The following is a 20,862-nucleotide window of genomic DNA, read 5'->3' on the forward strand; positions in this document are numbered from 1 at the left end:
GCCTCCCCTTTGATCCGAATGAATCTACCATCAGAACAGGCGGCAGCCGCGTTCAATCAGCAGCGTTCGCAGCTGCTGCACCAGCCGGGCTCTGTCCTGCGCTGTTCGTGCCACCGCCACAATATATTGCCTGCCCTTTGGCGCCTTCTCCTCCGCGTTGGCCTCCAGCGTATTGGCGCTGATCGGCATGATGCCTTCAAGCGTTCTGTTGTCGAACAGCAAGCCGCTTGCTTCAAGCCATGCCAGCCACGCGGCGAATCCCCCCGCTGGCATCTCCGTGTTCAGGAATGTTAGGTTCCCTTGCGTGCCGAGCTTTTGCAGATAGAGATCAAGCCGATGCTTGATCAGGCTCATCGACATACGCGCATTGATTTCTACAATGGGGAAAAGCGCGCCGCCCCTAAGCAGCATGGAATCCAGACTGACATATCCGAAATAGCGGTCGCCATGCAGCTGCGAGGCGATCCGGCTCACCGTGTCGTAATAGCCCTTGCTTCTGATCTCCTCCAACAACCGGGCATCGGCTGTTACCGTTTCGGCGTAAGCAAAACCGTTATTCACGACCCGATTCACGCTCAGGCATTCATACGTTCCGTCTTGCATGATCTCAAGCTGGATGGAGAAATCCGTTTCCTTTTCAAGCAGGGGTTCTACGATAAAATGCGTTGCGCTCCCCTTATTCTGCTCTTGTGTCTTTAATAGTTGGGCGATGCGGGACAATCTGTCCAGACTTTCTACCAGCAGGTTGCCTTTTCCCGAGACGCCTAACGGGTCCTTGATTAACACCGGCCCGGCTTCGAGCATCGCCGTTCCCGCTTCCTCCAGCTCATCCGCGCTTCTGGCCACGACAGCAGGATTGGGAAGCTCCAGCCGATTCCGCAGCTCCATGGCATACACCTTGGAATTGACCCTCGCAACCACCTCCTGTTCGGGGGCCTGCAGCTCCAAACCATAGCGTGCTGCCGCTTGATCGCAATCCGGCAGAAGCGCATACGGCACAAGCCGAGTTACGCCGCCTAGCGACGTAACTAGCCGTGGCACGGTTTCGTTGGCGGCCAGCCATGCAAACAGATGGCGTTCATCCGCAGGTACGGCATCGGGGTTCAGCTCCAACGATGCTCCGCGAAAACGGATCTCAATACTATCCAGATATTCGCGCAATATCGGATGAAACGGCTGTCTGGTCAGCAACACATCGTCCGGCTCACAGAAAACGAACATCAGCTCATCCATAGCGCTTACGATTCGCTCGCTTTGCCGATCCTTAAGCGTCGGCAACAGGCTTGCATTCGGTTCGCGCCAATACTTCTCCGCCTCGAATACGGCGCCGTATACCGTTCTCTCGCGCATCGCTAGGCAACATCAACCTTGTTCTCGATGAAACGGCAGAAACGTTCAATCGATTCCAGGTGAGCCATATCGAATTCCTCAAAGTCGAAGTCGATGCCGAACTCATCCTCTATCCTTAGAATGAAGTTGATCAGCTGCAAGGAATCCATGCCCGTTTCATTCACGATATCCGAATTACCATTCAACTCTGTCACCAATGCCTCATCATCCCGAATCTCGCTAATCAGTTTAATAACCTTTTCAATCATAATCAGACCTCCTCTGTTTTGGTCAGCGTAATGATCATGTCCTTATGTTCGTACTTGAAACAATAATTCGTCGTGATTGGTAGCCGTACCGCCCGGATATCCGTGACGGGCAGCTCCGGCGGCGTAAACTTCCGCACATGCCGGACAAGGCACTCCTCCGAATAGCGCCAGATGAAGCCGTCAATCGTTGAATTCGCCATGTACGCTTCGGTAATTTCATGTTTGCGGTCCAGCAAAACGGGGTCGAAAATAATCAGCTTCCCGCCGGGCTTCAGTAAGCGTGAACACTCAGACAGCGCTTTTCGGGTGCTGCGGATGTGGTGGAAGCAGCGCGCCATCAGAATCGTGTCGAAGCTCTGATCCGGCAAATCCACCTTTTCAATACCGGATTGAAGAAAGGAATCGATGCGTTTCCACTTCATCGCGTACTTCAACGAATGAATATTCGGATCCAAATTCACCATGTCCGGCAATATGCCTTGCTTCTTTAAGTAACGGTTCATCAGCCCAGTCCCGCAGCCAACCTGCAGCACGCGGCCCGTAAGCGGCGGCAGCACCCGATACACCTTATCGAACAAAGGGAAATTGACGAAAAAAGCAAAAACATCATAATAGACCGGACGCGTTTCGCTATAGCTGACAAACCGGCTCGGGTAGAAGAGATTCTTTTTGACCTGTCTCATAAAATCCTTTTTGACATAATAGTAGAAGGGATAAAGGACGATCAGGAATACAACATAAGCAAATTTGGCGATCCCGACTCTGGCTGGGCTGTTCATCGCATTCATAGCCAGCTACTCCCCTCATCCACATTTGGCACCGCATCCAATTGATCAAGCAGTGCTTTCAGAAAACTGCGTTCCTCCTGCTCCAGCATTCGGATCATCCGCTCGAGCGCAGGCAAATAATGCCTCTTCCCCGTCAGTATGTACATCATGGCTGTCATTTTGATACGCGCCCCCAATTCCTCCAGTACCTTGGCCGATTGGATTACCCCCTGATCAAAGTGGTTGTCATGGTTGGCCAATTCAAGAGAGACTTCTACCCATACCCGCTTATGCTCGCTCAATACGGCAAAAGGAAGCATGGTGGGATGTGTCTGGTCGCACGCGAGCCTGTCAATATAATAGTAAAGCGCTTTATAGACTTCCATTCCCGACAACGACTTCTCATAAAACGAATTCCCTGGGTAGAAGCGCGCATGCGTCGGGTAGCTATGCAAATAATCATCGATCAATTGTTTCGTTAACGTTCGATCGAAACGGAACGCAGATGCCTTAGGCGTCCAAAGATAGGAGCACCTGGTCCATTCGCTGTCGAGATGCTCAACAGCCCTAACCGCCATCTCAAGCTCCTGCGGATCGACAAGTATCTGCTCAAGCTTGGGAGCGCTTTGAAACTTCGCATAATTCATGGACGCGTTCTCATAACGGTAGTCCAGTACCAAGAACTTATGCCGCTCGGCGTTATAGCCGTACACCAGCAAATTATTGCCTATATGCAGATGCCCATAAGCATAGCTATGCTTCATGTAATAAGAATCATAGTTAACATAAGCATATTTCCCGGCTGCCAGCGCATGCATAATCAACTCCGCACTGACGTCCGCGTAAAGGATCGCTTCTCTGTCGAGCCAATGTTCAAGGGGCTGTGTGTTCAGAAAATCAAGCCAGTGCGTGTCGCAATAGGAATCCCCCATTAAATCATATCCCGTATACAAAGGGATAAAATTAGTTAAACAACTCGCTCTGTTCGCCGGATCGTTGGCCAATACGGCAAGCGGAAGCGCATGATGCTTATACGTAACGAATAAGGGCGAACCGATCGGCAGTTCAATATCGACGATATTGCGTTTCATCGATCGGCCTTGGGAATACAGATCAGATTCCCATAGATAAGATCTTGAATAGATTCCATCTCGATGAGCTCCCCCTCCGTAAACAAGTGGATAGAATAGCCTAGACGTTTGACATAACGCGCCATCTCCTCGATGCTACCACCAAACTTTCCGATCATGCGGCGATCCGTTTCAATCAGCAATACAGGCTTATACGCTGCGAGCATGCGCTCAGCCCCCTGTAGAATCAAGAGCTCGGAGCCTTCCGTATCGATTTTGACGAGCTGAATCGATCGCAATTCATGTTGCTGGCAATAATGGTCCAGCGTTTCCAACCTGCATGGCTCCACTGTAAACGAATCCTCCCTGCTGTCCATTCGCAGCGCTGCATAGGTTCCGCCTCTTGCTTTAGGGATGTGCATCGTACCGGTACCGCTGCGATCGGAGAGCGCCTCACGATTCAAACGAACATTTTGACAATTATTCAACCTAAGATTTGCAGCAGCATCCTCATGGATGGACGATACGGGTTCGAAAGCGTGGACCTGCCCTTCCTCTCCGACACGCTCGGAGAACAAGGTCGCATGCCATCCGAAGTTCGCCCCGATATCGAATACGATATCTCCCGGCTTAATCAACTGCCGCAGCCACGCCGTCTCGTCAGGCTCCCATGTCCCAAAGCCTACAAAAGCGTTGATGCTATGCGACAAATGATGGGGCCAGTAGAAGCGCCGTCCATCCGTGAGCTTGATTACCGATGTGTCCCGCAATAATTCAATGCTTGCAATATCGTCCTTAATAAGCGCGGAAAGCTCCTGCAGCTTCTTTAATCGTTTGTCCATGAGCATTTCATAGAGCAAATATTTCTTGCGTTCTTTTCGCAAATAATTGTCTTGATCCGCATGCTCTAGTGAAGCTGACAATGCATGAATGTAGACCTCCGTTTCCTTATTCCAGTCGCTAATTACCACCATCCCCTTTCTTAGTCGTTCAAATGGTCAACAAACCAAAAAACCAAGACCTATTCGGTTCTGAATGTCGGTCATGGCTGCAAACGATTGTAGTATGATTCGCATGTGGGTATAGCAAAAAGTATAGAGGCTTGGATAGATTATGATTTATTTAACTTCTCGTGCTATGGTCGTATTATAGGCATCCTTGCCCGATCATGGGATCGGGCAAGGATGTTAATACGGCGGATCAATTTTCTGCTAACCAGTTATTGATAATCATGCGCGCTACGGCTGCAAGTTCCACGATCGTAATTTGTCCGTTGCCGAACAAATCGGCTTTTTCCACCTCGCTCCAGTTCGCGTCGGTCGATTTCGTATTGTAATACTTCGCAAGGATCGCCAGATCGCGAATCGTAACGGCTGTTTGACCTGGAACAAGCGTAATGAGCTGACTTGCGAACGCGGCTTGTGCATTCGCCAATGCATGAACGGCTGCATCCACTTCGGATTGAGTCGAATTCGCTTGCTCGTATACGGATTTGCCCGTTTGAATGGCTGTTTGAAGCGACTCAATGGCACTCAATGGGTGCTGACCGATCTTACTGCCAGCTATAGCGTCATCAAGCTTGCTTTGGGCAGCAGCTATTTGCTGGTTCAGCGCTTCTTTATTCGCAGAAGGCGCTTTAATGACGCTTGCTTTGAACGTGTTTACGGCTGCATTCAACGAAATAATGGCAGCGTCCACTTGATCTTGCGTCGCTTGAACGTCATCTCTCACTGCCGTTGCCGCGCTTACCGCATTCTCCAGTGCTGTCTTCGCGCTTGCCGGGTACTGACCAGGAGCAGAACCGATGGAGGCATTGGACAGTACTTGCTGCGCATTCGTAATCGCTGTATTCAAGCCCGTTTTATCCATACCGATGACAGATTGCACAAAGGTTTCGACTGCGCTTTCTAGTGCTGCAATCGCATCGTTGACCATCGCTTGCGTAGACGCCTCATTGTCTGCAACGGCTAGAGCTGCCTCGATTGCCGACTGAAGGACGGCTTTCGAACCTGCCGGGTACTGGCCGTTCGCAGATCCTTCGATCGCCTCGTCATGCAAAGCTTGTGCAGAGGCAATCGCTGTATTCAGCGCCTCTTTATCAGCCAGTTTTACTTGGACCGTCAGTGCTGCCGACGTCGTATCGACAACGCTGTCGCCTTCAATATTTGCCAGCACGAAATCAGACACAGATAGGTTTGTCGTACCGGGCGAAGCATCCGCTTTCGCTTTACCGTGAAGCAACAATACGTCACCGTTGGCTGAAAGGCTATTAGACGCTGGGCTTAATAGCATAAGAAGGATTTTTCCTTCATTGGCTTTTACGCCTGAACCAATGATTTGCAGCCCCGGCACTAAAGATTCGGCGACTCCGTCTGCTAAAGTCAGTTGATTCTCTTCATTGGTTGCGGTCGGGAATTCCAGCTTCTGAGGGTCGTAATGAATGACCAAGCTAGCAGAGTTGTAGGCTTGAGTTATACCGCTCAAAGAAACCTTCACGTCCGCATTTTCTGTAACGACAACAGACTGAGGACCGGTCAACACTGCCGTTGGGACAGTAGGTTCCGCACCCTCTCGAACCTGAATGCTCGCAGAAGAAGTGAGCGCACCAACGTTGGTCGTTGCGGTAATGACCGCCGATCCTTCCCCAATAGCCGTTACGAGTCCGTTCCCATCTACTGTCGCAATTGAAGGATCACTCGTTGACCAAATAACAGATTTATCGCTCGCTTCTGCCGGAAGTACCGTTGCCTGAAGTTGGGCCGATTCCCCTACATTTAAGGCTGCCGTGGCTGGGCTAACTGCCACATTGGCAGGAGGCGTGTTATCAGGCAGGTCTTCGTCTTGGACAGCTACTTTTACTTGGTCAACAAACAGAAATCCTCCAGGCAAGTTGCTGTACGAGTCCACTTCGACCGAGATCTCCGCGACACCCGCTTGATGAGCCGTAACGAGTCCGGTAGACGGATCAACGGATGCAATTTCCGGCTGCGCTGATTTCCAGACGACCGAACGATAAGCCGCTTCCCCTTGGAAAATGGAGACGTCCAGATCAATTGCCGCCCCAGAATCCACGACAATGCCGGAATCCGGCAGTGGTTGGTTGTCCTTGCGGTGTATCGCGATGGCTTCCACGATGATCGGCGACTTCACGCCGATCACGGCGCTGGACGACAGGCCGTTCGAAGCCGCGGCCGTAATGGTGACCGGCTTGATTTCGCCCTGTTCACCATTATGGAGCTTTGTCGTCACGTTGCCATTGGCATCAACGGTTGCCAGAGTCGCGTCGCTTGTCGTCCACTGCACCGCTTGCGGGGCATGACTAGGACTGACCGTCGCTTGGAGCTGGTAGCTATCGCCCATAATGACCGTTGCCGCGCTCGCATTTAAGTTCACCTTTGTTGCCTGCGAAAGGAACCGGCCATGGGCTTTGAAATCGACGATCGATAGCCAGTTGTTGTTTGGATAAGATTCGAATACTTCGACCCGAATCCATCTGGCTTTGGTACCCTCCGGCAACGAATGGGAAACTTCGAGGCCGGCACTAAGCTGGTCGGCGTTATTCACGACAGTCATGAAGTTCGCCGCTTGAGCGTAATCGCTTGTGTTGGAGTCGGATACTTGAACGATATACCGCTGCGTCGCCCAGAAACTCATATCGATGCTTTCAATTTCCGCCAGCTGCCCTAAGTCGACCCACCAAATATCCGAGCGGCCCGCCCTGTATGCACCAGGAGACCATGCCGTGCTTGCGTTGTTATCCAGCGCAAGGGCTGCCGCGGTCGCGGCTCTAAGGCGATTCGAACTCGCACTCACGTAATGCGTTTGCAGTTCGTCATTGACCGTCACGACGGAAGTGCCCGTCAAACCTCCGTCGGCTGTCGTTACCGTAATTGTCGTTTCGCCTTTGCTCTTCGCGATGACGAGTCCGTTCGAATCGACAGTCGCTACCGATTCGTCAGAGGAAGACCATGTTACCTGCTTATTGTCCGCAGTGGCAGGCTGTATGACAGCCGATAACGCAGCCGTCAACCCCGCTGTCAGCGAAACGGCGCTTTGGTCGATGGCCACGCTTTCCACCGGAATCTCGTCGGCGATCACGACATCAATTGAAGATTCCGCTGCACCATCGACGGCTCTTACGGTCAATATAGCCGATCCGTCCGCTACTGCGGTAACAACGCCATTGTCGACTGTAAACACGCCGGTATTGCTGCTGATCCATTGAAGAGCCGGATTGGCCGCATCCGCCGGTAATACTGTGGCCTGAACGGTAACATTCTCGCCCGCGCGCATCCGGATTAGCTCATGATCCAGCTTGATCGACTGCGTTTTTACGTTAATGACCGTTACTTTGACGGAATCGCTCTCTCCTCCATCAGTCGCTTTGACGGTAATGTCCGCTTGGCCATTACCTACTGCGGTAACGAGTCCCTGTTCACTAACGGTGGCCACCAGTTCATTGCTTGATTCCCAAACGACGTCTTGGAAAGAAGCATTTTCAGGATCAATAACTGCTTTGAGCTGTTTGGTGCGATTCATCTCAAGTTCGAAATCATCTTCGCTAATGTGGATCCCGTCAACAGCAATTTTCTCCGCAGTTAATTGGAAACTGCTCGATGCATTTCCGTCGGCGGAGGTCACCGTGATGGTCGAGACGCCATCCTTTTTCACCAGCAGCGTGACATCGCTCGTGATGTTCGTCTGTTGGATTAAGGTGCCTGGCGCTCCGGTTTCTGCCGCTTCACCCAGGAATGATGCTACACTCGGATCGGACGATGTGAAGACCACATTGCGATTGTCAGCTTCCGACAAAGTTGCCTTTAAGCGAATCTCATCGCCAACAATGGCATTCAGGCTGCCTGATGCTACGTTCGGGCTTGTAATTGCAATCGATTCTGCAAGCTTGGCCGCTGTGACCACGACTTGACGGGTGGTCGTAAGCTCGCCTAAGGTAACCGTAACCGTTGCGGTGCCTGGCGAAATGGCGGTCACGATGCCTTTCTTATTGACTGTAGCCACGCTGTTGTCACTGGTTTTCCAATTCAAATTGGTGTATACGAACTGATTGGTCGGTTGAACAGTAGCCACGATCTGTTCGCTCTCGCCTTCACGCAGCTCCAGCGCCCCGGATGGAACGCTAATACTTTGAGCCTCTGTCGGCATGACCTCGTAGGACTGCGCTACAGCGTTATGGGACACTTCTCCCCCGAGCGGTTTACTAATCGCTTTGCCTCTCCAAAGATAGGCATACAATCCGTCGGACGCATGCCCGTCATACGTGAAGAGCGTTCGAGAATCTACACTGTTGCCGTACTCGGATGTACTGCCTCCCGGAATCCATGGGCTGTACCATTCGTCATGGCCGTCTCCCTTGGAGATCCACTCCGCTGCCCAATAGAAGAAACCAAGCTGCGCTCCGTGCGGATTCGGAACATCCCGGAACGCTTGCATATATTCGATGAGCCAGTTGTATTGGCCGCGCTGCGATATTTCATAATAATCATTCTTCATACCGGAACCGTTGGCCACTGGATCGAAATTGTCGCGGGTGTGCATTAGGCCCGTTTCCGAGAAGACGACGTCGTTACCCTTCCATTTCGTAAGGTTATTGTTCAGCATGTCAACGATCGCCCCCGTAGGTCGACCGCCATACAACGAGTAGGCTTCACCGTCCCATTTCATCCCAAGGTCCTCGTTTACACCGAACCATTGATTGGTGTAATCCACCAAATACCCGTTGTTCAAATGAATGAAACCGCGAGTTGTCGGCGATGCATCCTTCATGGCTTGATAGGATGCGTTGACAAGCTTGGCGAAGCCGTCCCGGCCCGTGGACCAAATCTTGCCCTCTGGCCATACGATGCCGGAATTCTGCTCGTTGCCCAGCTTGACGGAATCTGGGGCTACTCCTGCATCTGCAAGCGTCTTGATCAGATCGTACGTATAGTTGTACATGGTCGTCTGGAGCTGCTGCAGATCTTGACCAAACCACGAAAGAGGCTTCCAGGCTTTGCCCGAGCTCATCCATGTATCGCTGTAATGGAGCGACAACTCGAATTTCATGCGGTGCTCTTTGGCCCGTTTACCAAGTTCGAGTGCTTGTTCCTTCCCGAAGTAGCCCGGTATCATCTGCAAAGGAGCCTTCACGGTTCCTACGTTCTGTAAATCGTTAACGTAGGTTATGTCGTAGGTTTGATAGGAGAGTTCATCTCGCAAACCATCTCGATACGCTTTCCATTCGTTCTCATCATATACATAGTTGCCAGCTTCGACGAAGAACATGGACGCCACCGCGTTCACGCCGCGATTCCGAATAATGTCGAAGAAATCTTGCTCAACGCCATTGGCTTTATACTTACCGCCGTAATCCTCAACGACGAGTAGGAAAGAAACGTCCACACCCTTGACGATGTCATTGTTCATCTCGAACAAATCGATACTGTCGGCGAAGCCAACTCCGCCGCCTTCAGCGGTGTGCTCGACGTAGATCGTCGCGCTGGTTTCGTTCGGTCCCGTACGGAACGCTAGTGGAAGCAAGGAATAATCCGTCGTAGCAGACGGGGCCGACCTTGTCTCTTCAATGCCTTCGACACCGATGCGAAGCCGGTTACTGCCGTCCGAAACCTTTGCCCTTACCGTTGTGAAGTAGTCCGTGTTCGGCTTGACGGTTACCGTCTGCGCAACCTTAGCGCCCGCTTCCAGCCGGACTGCTTTTGCGCCTGAATCTGCTTGCCCGGTAACTACGCTGACGTTGCCGCTTGTTTGCCACGAAATAGCATCGCCTGTTTCAAAGCCCCAATTCTGCACAGGGTTCTGATCCGAATGCTCCAGATAGAACTGGACATCATCCACTTCAATCGTCATTCCCGCTGCGGCATCCTTCAGGTAGATGCCGACTGTGGCTTGACCGTTGTACACAATGACATTGCGCAAGGTGATCAAATTCCAGTCCGTAGTATTCTCGGCGAAAAGATTCACGAACGCCCTCATCGCAGGAGCCCCCGTGTCCTTGGCTTCCATGAAAGCTGCTTCCTGAATGGACACATTCGAAGGGCTCGGGTTGTTGCTGCGAATTCTGGCGGTTAAGGTGTACGTTCCCTGCTCCAGGTTGGTGAATCGCTGATAAACGCCAACTGCTGGATTGTCGAACGTTCCGGACCGGGTGACCGATGTCAGCCGGACCGAATACGATCCTTCGGCGCCTTCAGCCTGAGTCGTAACCGTGCCCCCCGATTGGATAACATTCCAGCTGATTGGCGCAACGGAAGCCTTGTTGTCTACCTCAAAACCCGGATTTAATGTCAAATTGGACTGCTCTAACGGCGCGGCGCTAATCGTCGCATCTGGCACAAGCAGGCCGCTGCTTACCATCAGGAGCGTTAACACGACGATCATGATGCGTTGCAACCTTGTTCTCATAATCTCCTTCTTCACTCCTTTATGATTGGGTTATCCTATGTACAATTTCAATTTTAGAGCGCTTTCATTTATGTTAATACCGTATAAAATTACGTTAAACTTCGTTTTTCTTAGATGTAACAAAGAGTAACAAGACCAAAAAGGGCCACCCTTTTTGGTCAGCCCTCGCAAAATTCTAATATCCGTTTCGTCGTCTCATGCTTCCGTAGTGCCCCAATTCTTAATTAAAGCGTCATATTCAGCTCGGGTGATATTCAAGATGGAACCATGCCTTTTTAGGGTGTCGCCTAGATCATATTCATCTTCACTCAACATGCGGAAGTGACCACTGGATAGATCATCTGTCAGCAAAGGCAAATATCCCTTCTGAGCCGCAAACTGATCGATCAACAGGCACCACTCGTCCCGGTCATTAAATTTGAATACAGCTGGCCCTTCCACTCCAAAGATACGATTAAGAACAGGAGCATTCATCTCCTTGAACGATGAACGGGATAAGGAACTTCCCTGCTCCATCGTTATGCACTTCGTGGTTTCATCTTTGGAGAAGCGGTAGTATGTGTCCCCCTCCTTGATGATAGTCGTATCAATAACATGGTTATCTCGCTCGATATAGTTTTCGGGCTTCGTGAAGTTCTTAAAATCCTTCGTTCTGGAACTGTAAATGATCTGCTTATGCTCTCCATTGTCTTGCTTGACCATGGATGCCCAGAACATGAGGTGCTCCTCTGCTTCCGCATCATATATGGACTCTGGAGCCCAGATGCAGCCTGTTTCCGGAAGATCGATTTCAACGCTTCTCTCCTTCGACCACTGAACAAGATCCGTCGATTCCCACACAATGATTGCACGGCTCCCGCTGTATTGCGCAACATCCCAGCCCTTCCCGTTGGCAATTCGCAAGTCTGTCGCAATGATGTAAAATTTCTGGTCCCATGAAGAGCGAATAATAAAAGGATCCCGCACTCCGTATTCACCGATGGAGGAGTTCAACACGGGTTGTCCATTATTTAGATCTTTCCAAAACATGCCGTCTTGGCTTAATGCAAAGTAAACTTGTTCTTCACCCTCGTCCTCGCCGGTAAAATAGACAAAAAGATAAGCTTCGTACGGTTGTTCCTGCCCCTGCCCGATAGCCATGTGCGCTCTGTTTATCATATGTCACGTCTCCTTGTCTTTGTTCAGAACAGGATCTTGTTAAAAAATGAGGCTGCAGCACAGGGATACCCCTGCATAACAGCCTCACCATCTTGCTTCTATTCGTTTATAAACGCTGTTTTACTACCCCTTATTCGCCAAAAATGCGGAAGCCTGTGCCTCAACCTCTGCTTTTACTTTATCGATGCCGGCTGCTTTTAATTTATCAGCCAACGTAGCGAACGCACTGTCCACATCTTTCACAATACCGACGTAGATTGGGCTGGCGTACTGCGAAGATACGTTTTTCAAGGTGGCCACTTCCGTCTTCACCTTCTCTGAATTAAACGTGAAACCATTGTATTGGTAATCTGTCAAATAACTCGGAATTTGGTCGTGATGCTGAATATATTCGTCGGTCCATTCGGCCATCGGTTTGAAATAGTCCTTATCGACGAACCAGAAGCCTGCAGCATCCGGCGGATACGTATTGTCCTCGGATGTCACGCCTTCCGGAAGACCAAGCTTTCCGTCAGCGGTCACGCTGTAGTTCTTCCCTTCGATACCGAAGTATACCAAATTGACATACGACTCATCTTCCATAATCAAGTCTAACGCTTGCATGGTGCGGTCCGCATTTTTCGAGCTTGCAGGGATGGAAATGCCATTCGCAGTCCAACTGCTCATTCCCGACTTCCCATCCAAGCCCAGGGTAGGAATCAGATAGGTATCAATGCCCTTTGCCTTACAAGACGACATAACCGAAGCAATGTCAATGGAATTGCCGAATGCCACACCTGATTTTCCTTCACAGAAGTTGTCCTTGGAGCGTGTTTTGTTCGAATAAGGGTTCTTATTCACATAACCCTTATCGTACCAGTCCTTCATGATCGTTGCCGCATATTTCTGTGCGCTTAACATTGGCTCATCCGTCATGGTAATCATTTTGCCAGTTGCATCTGCCATATCATAAGTGATTCCTTGGCCGAGCGGATCGCCCGAGTCGATTGGAGCACCTGGGTAATTAAACTTATCGTTCACCAGATATTGATATGGCGTAGGCAGGTCAAACTGATTGTCCAAGTTGAGCGGAATCATATCCGGATAATTTTTCTTAATTTCGGCGAAATAAGGTTCCAGTTCCGCAATACTTTTTACTTCTGTAAGGCCGACTTTCTCCATGATGTCCTTACGGATAACGGCTACGCTGACTTTTCGGTCAGGTGTCGTCGTCGGGATCATGTAAGCTTCGCCGTTTACTGTAGCAGCAGTAAACGCGGCTGGATCCTGCTTCGCGACGTACTTCGGCATCAATTGTTTCATCTTTTCAAGATCAAGCGGCATGAATGCGCCTTTATTCGCTTCGGACACATAGAAATTCCAGTCCGCGGCGAAAACGAAGTCGACGTCCTCACCTGAAGCGAGAATTAGCGGATACTTGGCAGCTACGTCACCCCAGCCAATATAATTCAATTCGAGAGTGGCATTAATATCTTTCTTCAATTTTTCATTCAGGGCAGCCAATACGTCAGGCATTCCTTTGGGCGCCTCGCCCAGCAGATAGCCAACCAATTTGACTTCTTTGCTATTGTCTGGCTTAGACGTACTCGTAGACGTATTTGATGAATCGGAAACGCTTGCATTTGGCGAGTTGCTGTTGTTATTGTTACCGCACGCCGAAGCGACGAGCATCGTAAACAGTAGGACAAGCAGCAGCATCGAGTTCTTTTTCAATTGAAACCCTCCTCTTTTTGTATGAAAACGTTTATATAAATCCCAATGAGGACTTATATCGTACACGAGAAGCTATGCTCTGCAGAAACCTGCTGAGGTAGTGCAGAGCTTAGGAGTAAGCTTTAGCCTTTGACGGCACCGATCGTAATACCGCTGACGAAATATCGCTGAACAAATGGGAAAACGAGGACAACGGGACCCGTCGCAATAACGGTCATAGCGAGCTTGAATGTCTCTTTGGGCTGGTCGGCCGCTTGAATGTGCTGTGCCATTGCCCCCGTTAAGTTGATCGACGACAACATCTTGTATAGTAAATATTGTAAGGGTACCAGACTCTCCTTACTGGTAAACATCATCGCTGTCCACCAGTCGTTCCAGTAGGCCAAAGCCGTAAATACGCCAATGGAGGCAAGAGCAGGCTTCGTTAACGGCAGCACCATCTGAAGAAAGATACGCAGGTCGCCCGCTCCATCAATCTTGGCCGATTCGATGAGCGGCTCTGGAACCGACCCTTGGATAAAGGCCCGAAGAATCAGGATATACATGACATTGAACATCGGCGCCAGAATGAGCACGAGATACGTGTTTTGCATATGAAGATTTTTGCTGATCCAAATGTAGAAGGGCGCTAGACCTCCACTGAACAGCGTCGTGAAGAACAAGAAGAAGGTGAGCCCATTGCGATACTTGAGCTCTTTGCGGCACAGCACGTATGCGGTCATGGAAGAAATGAACAACGAAACCGCAGTGCCAACCACAGTGATGATCAGGGATACTTTATAAGCCTGAAGAACATCGCCTGGATACCGGAAAATAAATTGGTATGCATCTAGTGACAGTTCGCGCGGCCAAAACCAGTACCCATCCCGCAGAACGGAAGTTTCCGATGAGAAGGAACCTGCGACAAGCACGATAAATGGAATCAGGCAGATCAACGCGATCAAGCCCACCAGTGTATACGAAATGGTTGTAAATACGGGGGACGCATTCAATTTATTATTGTCTCTCATACTTTGCATATATCATTCACCTCTCGTTTGCTATTGACGAATTAGAACAAGGCTTGGTCCTTATCATAGCGTCGCACCAGCCAGTTCGCTGTCAGAATAATGATCAGCGTCAGGACCGATTGATATACGCCGACGGCGGAGGCCATGCCGAAATCCGCAGAGCCAACAAGTGAACGAAAAGCAAGCGTGTCAATAATATCCGTTGCATCCATCAACGTGCCGTTGTTGCCAATCAGCTGATAGAACATATCGAACTCACCGCGCATAATGCGTCCAAGACCAAGCAGAATCAGAATAATCATCGTAGGTTTCAGAAGCGGAAGTGTGATTCTCGTAATCTTTTGGAACCTCGTCGCACCATCGATTGTTGCCGCTTCATAAACCTCTTGGTCGATTCCGACAATAGCGGCGAGATAGAGAACGCTGCCGTACCCAACCCACTTCCATACATAAAGGAAGGGCAGCAAGAAGTACCAGTATGATGTATTCGAGTAAATATCCAGAGGTGCAATGCTGAAGTGAGCCAGCATCTTATTCACGATCCCGTATTCATAGTTCAAAAAGTTATACACGAAAGCCGACACCGTTACCCATGATATGAAGTATGGCAGGAACATCATCGTCTGGGATATCTTCTTAAACCATTTTCGGGTGATTTCCGAAATAAAAACAGCCGCGAGAATGGAGAACACCGTGTAGCAGGTTAGGAAAATCACATTATAAATGATCGTATTCCGAGTGACTAGAAAGGCTTTTCCTGATTTGAAGAAATACTCGAAATTAGCAAAGCCATTCCATGGACTCCCGAAAATACCGTCCCTATAATTGAAATCTTTGAATGCCATGATGATCCCCGCCATCGGAATATAAGCGAAAATAATGAAGTAGACCGCAATGGGGATAAACATCGCATAGAGTACACGATTTCGTTTTAATTCACTGAAGAGGCCTTTCTTTCTGCTTTTTGCTCCGCTAGCCGGCGCTGCGACAACTCGATTGCTTGCTTCGGCGTTAACCGACATTTGATCACCTTCCTGCTGCGTTGTTAGCCCTAGATCATCTGGGACTTTCTATACTTGTATTGTAAAACTTCCGCAGCGGGATCCATATCGGTTAAAGTTACGATCTCCTTTGATAATTTAGGATATATTCTCTATTAAACTCCTCGAATCAGGCAAGCAAAGTGTAACCTTAGTACCGACTCCCGGCTCGCTTACAAACTGTACCCCGTACTGTATGCCGTACGAAAGCCGGATTCGCTCTTCAATATTCCGAAGACCGTAACCTCCCGCTTCCTTAGTAAGAGGGTCAGTGAAAAGTCGTTTCACTTTCTCTTCTGTCATCCCGATGCCATCATCCTCAATCACAATACAGAGGTTCTCACCGTCGGATCGTGCGCGGATGCATATCGTCCCGCTCTCCTCCTCTGTCTCCATGATCCCGTGCAGGATCGCATTCTCGACAATCGGCTGCAGCAGGATTTTAGGCATCTGGCATGTGAACAACTCGCGCGATACTTCAAGCTCAAGCTTGAAGCTTCCGTTATAGCGCATATTTTGAATGCTCACGTAGGATTCGATATGCTTGAGCTCATTCTCCAGCGTTACGATTTCTCGGCCATTCGAGAGACTGAGCCGATAGAAGACTGCAAGCTCATCAACGATTTTGGAAATCTCACCCGAACTCGACTCGATCGCCATGACTTTGATGAGATTCAGCGTATTATAAAGAAAATGCGGATTGATTTGAGCTTGCAGCGCCTTCAGTTCTTTGTTTTTCACTTCTTGCCCAAGGGTATACGTCTCTTCCATAAGCTGCGAAATATTGCTGACCATGCCATTGAAGTTACGGGCCAGCTCCCCAATCTCGTCTTCGACAATAGGCAGCGGCATCAACTGGAAGTGGCCGTTCTTGACTTTACGGATATGGGAAATCAGTTCTCTAATTCTGCGAGTGGCCGAAGCCGCTACGAAATAGGAGATGATTAACGCGAAAGGAATCACGATCAAAAAAATGGTGATGATCCGATTCCTGCTCTTGTTGCTGGATGCGAGTATATCTTCATAGGGCACAAGAAGCGCTACCAGCATGTCCGTATGCGGGATATCCTGCACACCAAAGAGCATCCGCTTCTTCCCAATCATCAGATGCTCATTCCACTCCCTGTCGCCAATCGGGTCAGAACTTTGCCCATCTAACATTGTCGCGAGCTCCTCCTGCGACAAATGAAACCCGTTGGAGGTCCCTAGAATATCAAGCCCCTCGTTAAATAGAATGGCTTGCGTGTTCGGTGTAATAACTGCATGATCAAGGACGGATTGCATGGCATCCGGCTTGATTTGGGCTCTGACTATGCCATCAAACTGATGGATATTATGGTTTTTTGGAATTTTCCGAAGAAGGGATATATTGGAGCTGTCTGGATTCACTTGTTCATCGATCGCGGATGTCGGCAGCCAGGCAAAGGAATCATAAGACTGGCTGTAACTGTCGAACCAGGGGGTAGATTCAATTTTGCCCATGTTCAGGTAATCTGGACTTTCTGCAGCTTTGCCTAGTCCTTCCTTCATATAAATTTGGAGCGTGGTAATGTCCTCATTATTCCGGAACTGACTTAGCACTTTCGCTAATTTGTTGGCGTCCGTGCCCCAAAGATTGACATCCTCGTATTTCTTGGCATCCGTGCTCACGTTAGACTGGACCAAATCATTAAACGCGACAAAATTAAGAATCTCCGTGATCGCTTGGGCTTTGTATTCGATATAGGATTTGGTCTCATCAAGCATCTTGTGGGCCGAGAAGAGCATTTGGTCCTCATTCTCCTGCTGCGTGAGATTCAGATGGATCACTAAGAGCAGGACGAACGGGAGGCTGATGACGAGCAAGTAGCTTAAAAACAACTTACTGCGAATATTCAAACGGGATAAGGAACCTCTCTTCAGCATCGTCATTTGGCCATCCTCTCGCGATATTCGGACGGCGTGCAGCCCGCATATCGCTTAAAGAAGGTGGCGAAATAATTGGCATCTACGAAGCCAAGACGTATTGCGACCTCATAAAGCTTGATGTCCCGCTCCCTGAGCATTTCCTTGGCCCGCTCGTAACGTGTCTGGTTAATAAATTCCTTAATCGTCTGTCCGCACTGCTTCTTGAAATAAGAGCAAAGATACGTCTCACTTAGGTTCACATGATATGCTATCGCCTGCACCGTGAAGCCCTTTTCATGAAAATGGCTGTGAATATATCGCATGATCTCTCTCATTTTGCTTGGCATTGATGAGTTGTCATCCAGTTTATCCTCAAAAGGAGTTAAGAAGGAAAGTACATAGGCATGCAGCTTAGACAAGGATGGAATGGCGTCCATCTCGCGCCAAATGTATCTGCGCTCCGCGTCCTCTGTCTGATCGGTGACCCCCTGTGCTGCAGCAACTTCCATAATCGCGAGCAAAAACTGAAAATACGTATCTTTCACTCTGGCGATATCACGGTCTTTTCGCTTCAAGGCTCTTTCCGTGTGTTGCTCTATACGCTGACATACACTGCGTGTGTCACCGCGGCGAAGTTCATCGCGGAGCCCGCGTATCCCTTCCCAATCCATCTCGAGCGTTCCGAAGCGAATGTCGGAATGATAGAAGAAAGGATGCCGATCCTCCTGGTAGAATTGCATGATTCCTGCATGAAACGCCTTCTCATAGGACCTTGGAATTTCAGCGATCGTTCGGGCCGTTACGCCAATTCCCATACAGAAATCGATATCCTTCCCGATGACTTGGCGCAGTGTTCTTGATAACCGGTCGACAACCTCCCTATCTTTGCGATAGCTGCCGTCGTAATCGCCTGGAAGCACGAACACGAGCCAATTGTTCGTATCGAAGCCAAACAAAGCCCCTCCGGTTTCAGCCGCATCGATCAAGCATAGTTCCTGCAGCATCCGCTCTTGAACACCGGCCGGATCCTCCGGGATAACCGAGGCATTCCAATGAAGAGAAGCCACCCCCACCGTATAAGGACCCGCCGTCGGAAGCAAGAATGTTTCTGTGCTTTGGAGTGCCTGCTCAATATGAGCGGATTGCGGTTGTTTAACCATTTTGCGGACCATCTCCTGCCTTAGGAAAGGGAGACTACGGTCAACGTGCTCCTGCAGGCGTTTCTGCTCGGAACTCAGCAACTCTTCTTCCCGGCATAACAGGATGGCATCCTCCACGGCCTGGCGGACTTCTTCCAAATTAATTGGTTTCTCGATGTATGTCAGCGCTTTCAGCTGAATGGCTGATTTTAAGTATTCCTTATCGGAGAAGCCGCTGAGGAATATAATTTTGCAATTCGGGTCGTGTTTCCGATACGTCTTGGCGAATTCGATGCCATCCATCTTGGGCATCTTCACATCGCACAATACGATATCAGGTTCAAACTCCAACGCGAGTTCGAGCGCTACTTGCCCGTTCTTGGCCATAGAGAGCTCAAGTATACCCATCTCTTCCCATGGCACATACTTCTTCAGAAATTCTCTCGTTCTTTCCTCATCATCCACAATAAGCAGCTTCACTTTTGTTGGCCCCCTTGTGTAACCTGGCGCAATCTTGCACCTGCCTCTACTATATTATAAGGGATATCGCACTATGAAAAGTTAGGATTATCTTTGATTTTCTTAGATATAAATTAAAAACTCCAGTCATTGGAAACTCCATGCAGGTACCCAAGTGCAAGAAAATATTCAAGGACAGACTGCTCATTAGAGTAGTCTGTCCTTGAATATTCTCAATTCTTCTGCTTATCGACTGCGTCCGTCTCCACTAAAGATGTTACTTACGAGCCTTGAATGAATGCATTCATCCGCTGCTGCCACGGCACATCATGCCAGAATGGATGGTGCGGAGCGCAGTTCGAACAGAGTACCATACCCCAGAAACCTAATTCCATGCCCTTCCGGATGGCGTATTCCGCAAGGAATTTCCCTACTGGCCCCTCCTCGAAGGTTCCATGCAAAGGGGTGTAGCCAACGTATCCTTCACCGACGACGACAGGCGCACCGTTCTGCTTGGCCCACCAGGCGACGTCTGCGAACCGCTGGTCCGTTTTTTGCTGCATCGCGATCTTATGCGCACTGTAGCGTTCGTACAGAAACAAGTCCCATTTATCCGGATTGGTCCAATCATGCAAATAGAACAGCCGCAGACCGATGGGGTTCCCCTGAAGTCTCCATTCCTCTCCGGCCGGTAATTGGTAAGAATCGAACGGCGGCGCGTCCTCGCGGAGCAGCGAGATCACGCGAGAATTCGGAAAAGGCACCGTCTCGTCCCAAATTCCTGTCTCATCCATCAGCTCCTGAAGAACGCCGTTCAGATACAAGTGGAACTGGGCCACCTGAGCGTTCTTGGCGACAACCTGCTTCGGATAGTCGTGTATCAGCACATGGCTGACCGAAATCATCGTATCGGCATGCCGGGTCTGAAGAAGCCCAAGGGCTTCCTCGATAAAGGGTTGCATATGTGCCAATAACGGCGTCTTATCTTCGAATCCGATGCCTTGATCGAGGCCGACTTGCGTCAACCCACCGAATTCCAACTCATTATGAAGCTCTGCAAAAGCAATCTGCTTCCCATATCCTTCTTCCTTCAGGAAGCTGATGAGCTGATCCATCGAACGAGCCAGCGTAAGGAAGCGGTCTTGCGGCGGAATCGCAGCAAGCTCATCCGCAAGCTCTGCGGTCGCTAGGAAGCTCGGGCTTTGCTGATACTCCCACGAGGACAGGATAATATAGCAGTTATGGGCCTTAGCCTGGCGGAATAGTTCAAGCAGATGCGCATGCCCGTCCAACTCGCCCCCGCCGGCACAATTGTACCAGCGCGTTCGTTTGCCGACTTCCCCCAGGTTGCCGAAGCGAAGCGGTCCCTTCCGTCTGCCGTTCGCATCGAACAGAAAGAATGGCATCGCACAAATGCGGATCGTATTATAACCCCGCTCCACTAATTCAACGAACCGGGCTCCGAGATCGCTATAGGGCTCGCCAGGCATCGTCATCGTGTACCAAGAAAAATCCCACAACGAGATCGTAAGCTTGCGGGGGAGATGCTGCGGAATTAATGGCGTATCCTTTTCCATATTGGTCACCTCGACTAGATACTAA

The 20,862-nt window shown here is 49.8% G+C and carries 13 protein-coding genes; all 13 read right to left on the reverse strand.

Features of this window, described 5'->3' with window-relative positions:
- Positions 1–30 precede the first annotated feature (30 nt).
- A complete protein-coding gene (locus FHS18_RS00790) occupies positions 31–1,350 on the reverse strand; it encodes an ATP-grasp domain-containing protein (RefSeq protein ID WP_183595937.1) in 1,320 nt (439 codons plus the stop codon).
- A 2-nt stretch (positions 1,351–1,352) separates the two neighbouring features.
- Positions 1,353–1,598, reverse strand: coding sequence for an acyl carrier protein (locus FHS18_RS00795; RefSeq protein WP_183595939.1), 246 nt, complete (start codon positions 1,596–1,598; stop codon positions 1,353–1,355).
- 2 nt (positions 1,599–1,600) lie between these two features.
- Positions 1,601–2,386 (reverse strand): class I SAM-dependent methyltransferase, encoded by a 786-nt coding sequence (locus FHS18_RS00800; RefSeq protein WP_183595941.1) that lies wholly within the window; start codon positions 2,384–2,386, stop codon positions 1,601–1,603.
- Positions 2,383–3,456 carry a hypothetical protein gene (locus tag FHS18_RS00805; RefSeq protein WP_183595943.1) on the reverse strand — a complete coding sequence of 358 codons (1,074 nt, stop codon included), beginning with the start codon at positions 3,454–3,456 and terminating at the stop codon, positions 2,383–2,385. The genes FHS18_RS00800 and FHS18_RS00805 overlap by 4 nt, the downstream gene beginning before the upstream one ends.
- On the reverse strand, positions 3,453–4,358 hold the full coding sequence (locus tag FHS18_RS00810; protein ID WP_183595945.1) for an FkbM family methyltransferase: 906 nt from the start codon (positions 4,356–4,358) through the stop codon (positions 3,453–3,455). Before FHS18_RS00810 ends, FHS18_RS00805 begins: the two co-directional genes overlap by 4 nt.
- Positions 4,359–4,635: 277 nt before the next feature.
- Positions 4,636–10,854, reverse strand: coding sequence for an Ig-like domain-containing protein (locus tag FHS18_RS00815; protein WP_183595947.1), 6,219 nt, complete (start codon positions 10,852–10,854; stop codon positions 4,636–4,638).
- 195 nt (positions 10,855–11,049) lie between these two features.
- A complete protein-coding gene (locus FHS18_RS00820; RefSeq protein ID WP_246427391.1) occupies positions 11,050–12,012 on the reverse strand; it encodes a glycoside hydrolase family 43 protein in 963 nt (320 codons plus the stop codon).
- A 123-nt stretch (positions 12,013–12,135) separates the two neighbouring features.
- Positions 12,136–13,725, reverse strand: a complete 1,590-nt coding sequence (locus tag FHS18_RS00825; RefSeq protein ID WP_246427392.1) for an extracellular solute-binding protein — start codon at positions 13,723–13,725, stop codon at positions 12,136–12,138.
- Positions 13,726–13,847: 122 nt separating this feature from the next.
- The gene (locus FHS18_RS00830; RefSeq protein ID WP_246427393.1) at positions 13,848–14,744 is read right to left on the reverse strand and encodes a carbohydrate ABC transporter permease; all 897 of its coding nucleotides are present in this window, start codon (positions 14,742–14,744) and stop codon (positions 13,848–13,850) included.
- 32 nt (positions 14,745–14,776) lie between these two features.
- Positions 14,777–15,643, reverse strand: coding sequence for an ABC transporter permease (locus FHS18_RS00835; protein ID WP_246427426.1), 867 nt, complete (start codon positions 15,641–15,643; stop codon positions 14,777–14,779).
- Between the two features lie 231 nt (positions 15,644–15,874).
- Positions 15,875–17,686 carry a sensor histidine kinase gene (locus tag FHS18_RS00840; protein WP_246427394.1) on the reverse strand — a complete coding sequence of 604 codons (1,812 nt, stop codon included), beginning with the start codon at positions 17,684–17,686 and terminating at the stop codon, positions 15,875–15,877.
- Positions 17,683–19,281, reverse strand: coding sequence for a response regulator (locus FHS18_RS00845; protein WP_183595951.1), 1,599 nt, complete (start codon positions 19,279–19,281; stop codon positions 17,683–17,685). Before FHS18_RS00845 ends, FHS18_RS00840 begins: the two co-directional genes overlap by 4 nt.
- A 260-nt stretch (positions 19,282–19,541) precedes the next feature.
- Positions 19,542–20,837: a cellulase-like family protein gene (locus FHS18_RS00850; RefSeq protein WP_183595953.1), complete on the reverse strand. Its 1,296-nt coding sequence runs from the start codon at positions 20,835–20,837 to the stop codon at positions 19,542–19,544.
- Positions 20,838–20,862 lie beyond the last annotated feature (25 nt).

Source organism: Paenibacillus phyllosphaerae, from assembly GCF_014192105.1.
Lineage (GTDB): Bacteria > Bacillota > Bacilli > Paenibacillales > Paenibacillaceae > Paenibacillus_Z > Paenibacillus_Z phyllosphaerae.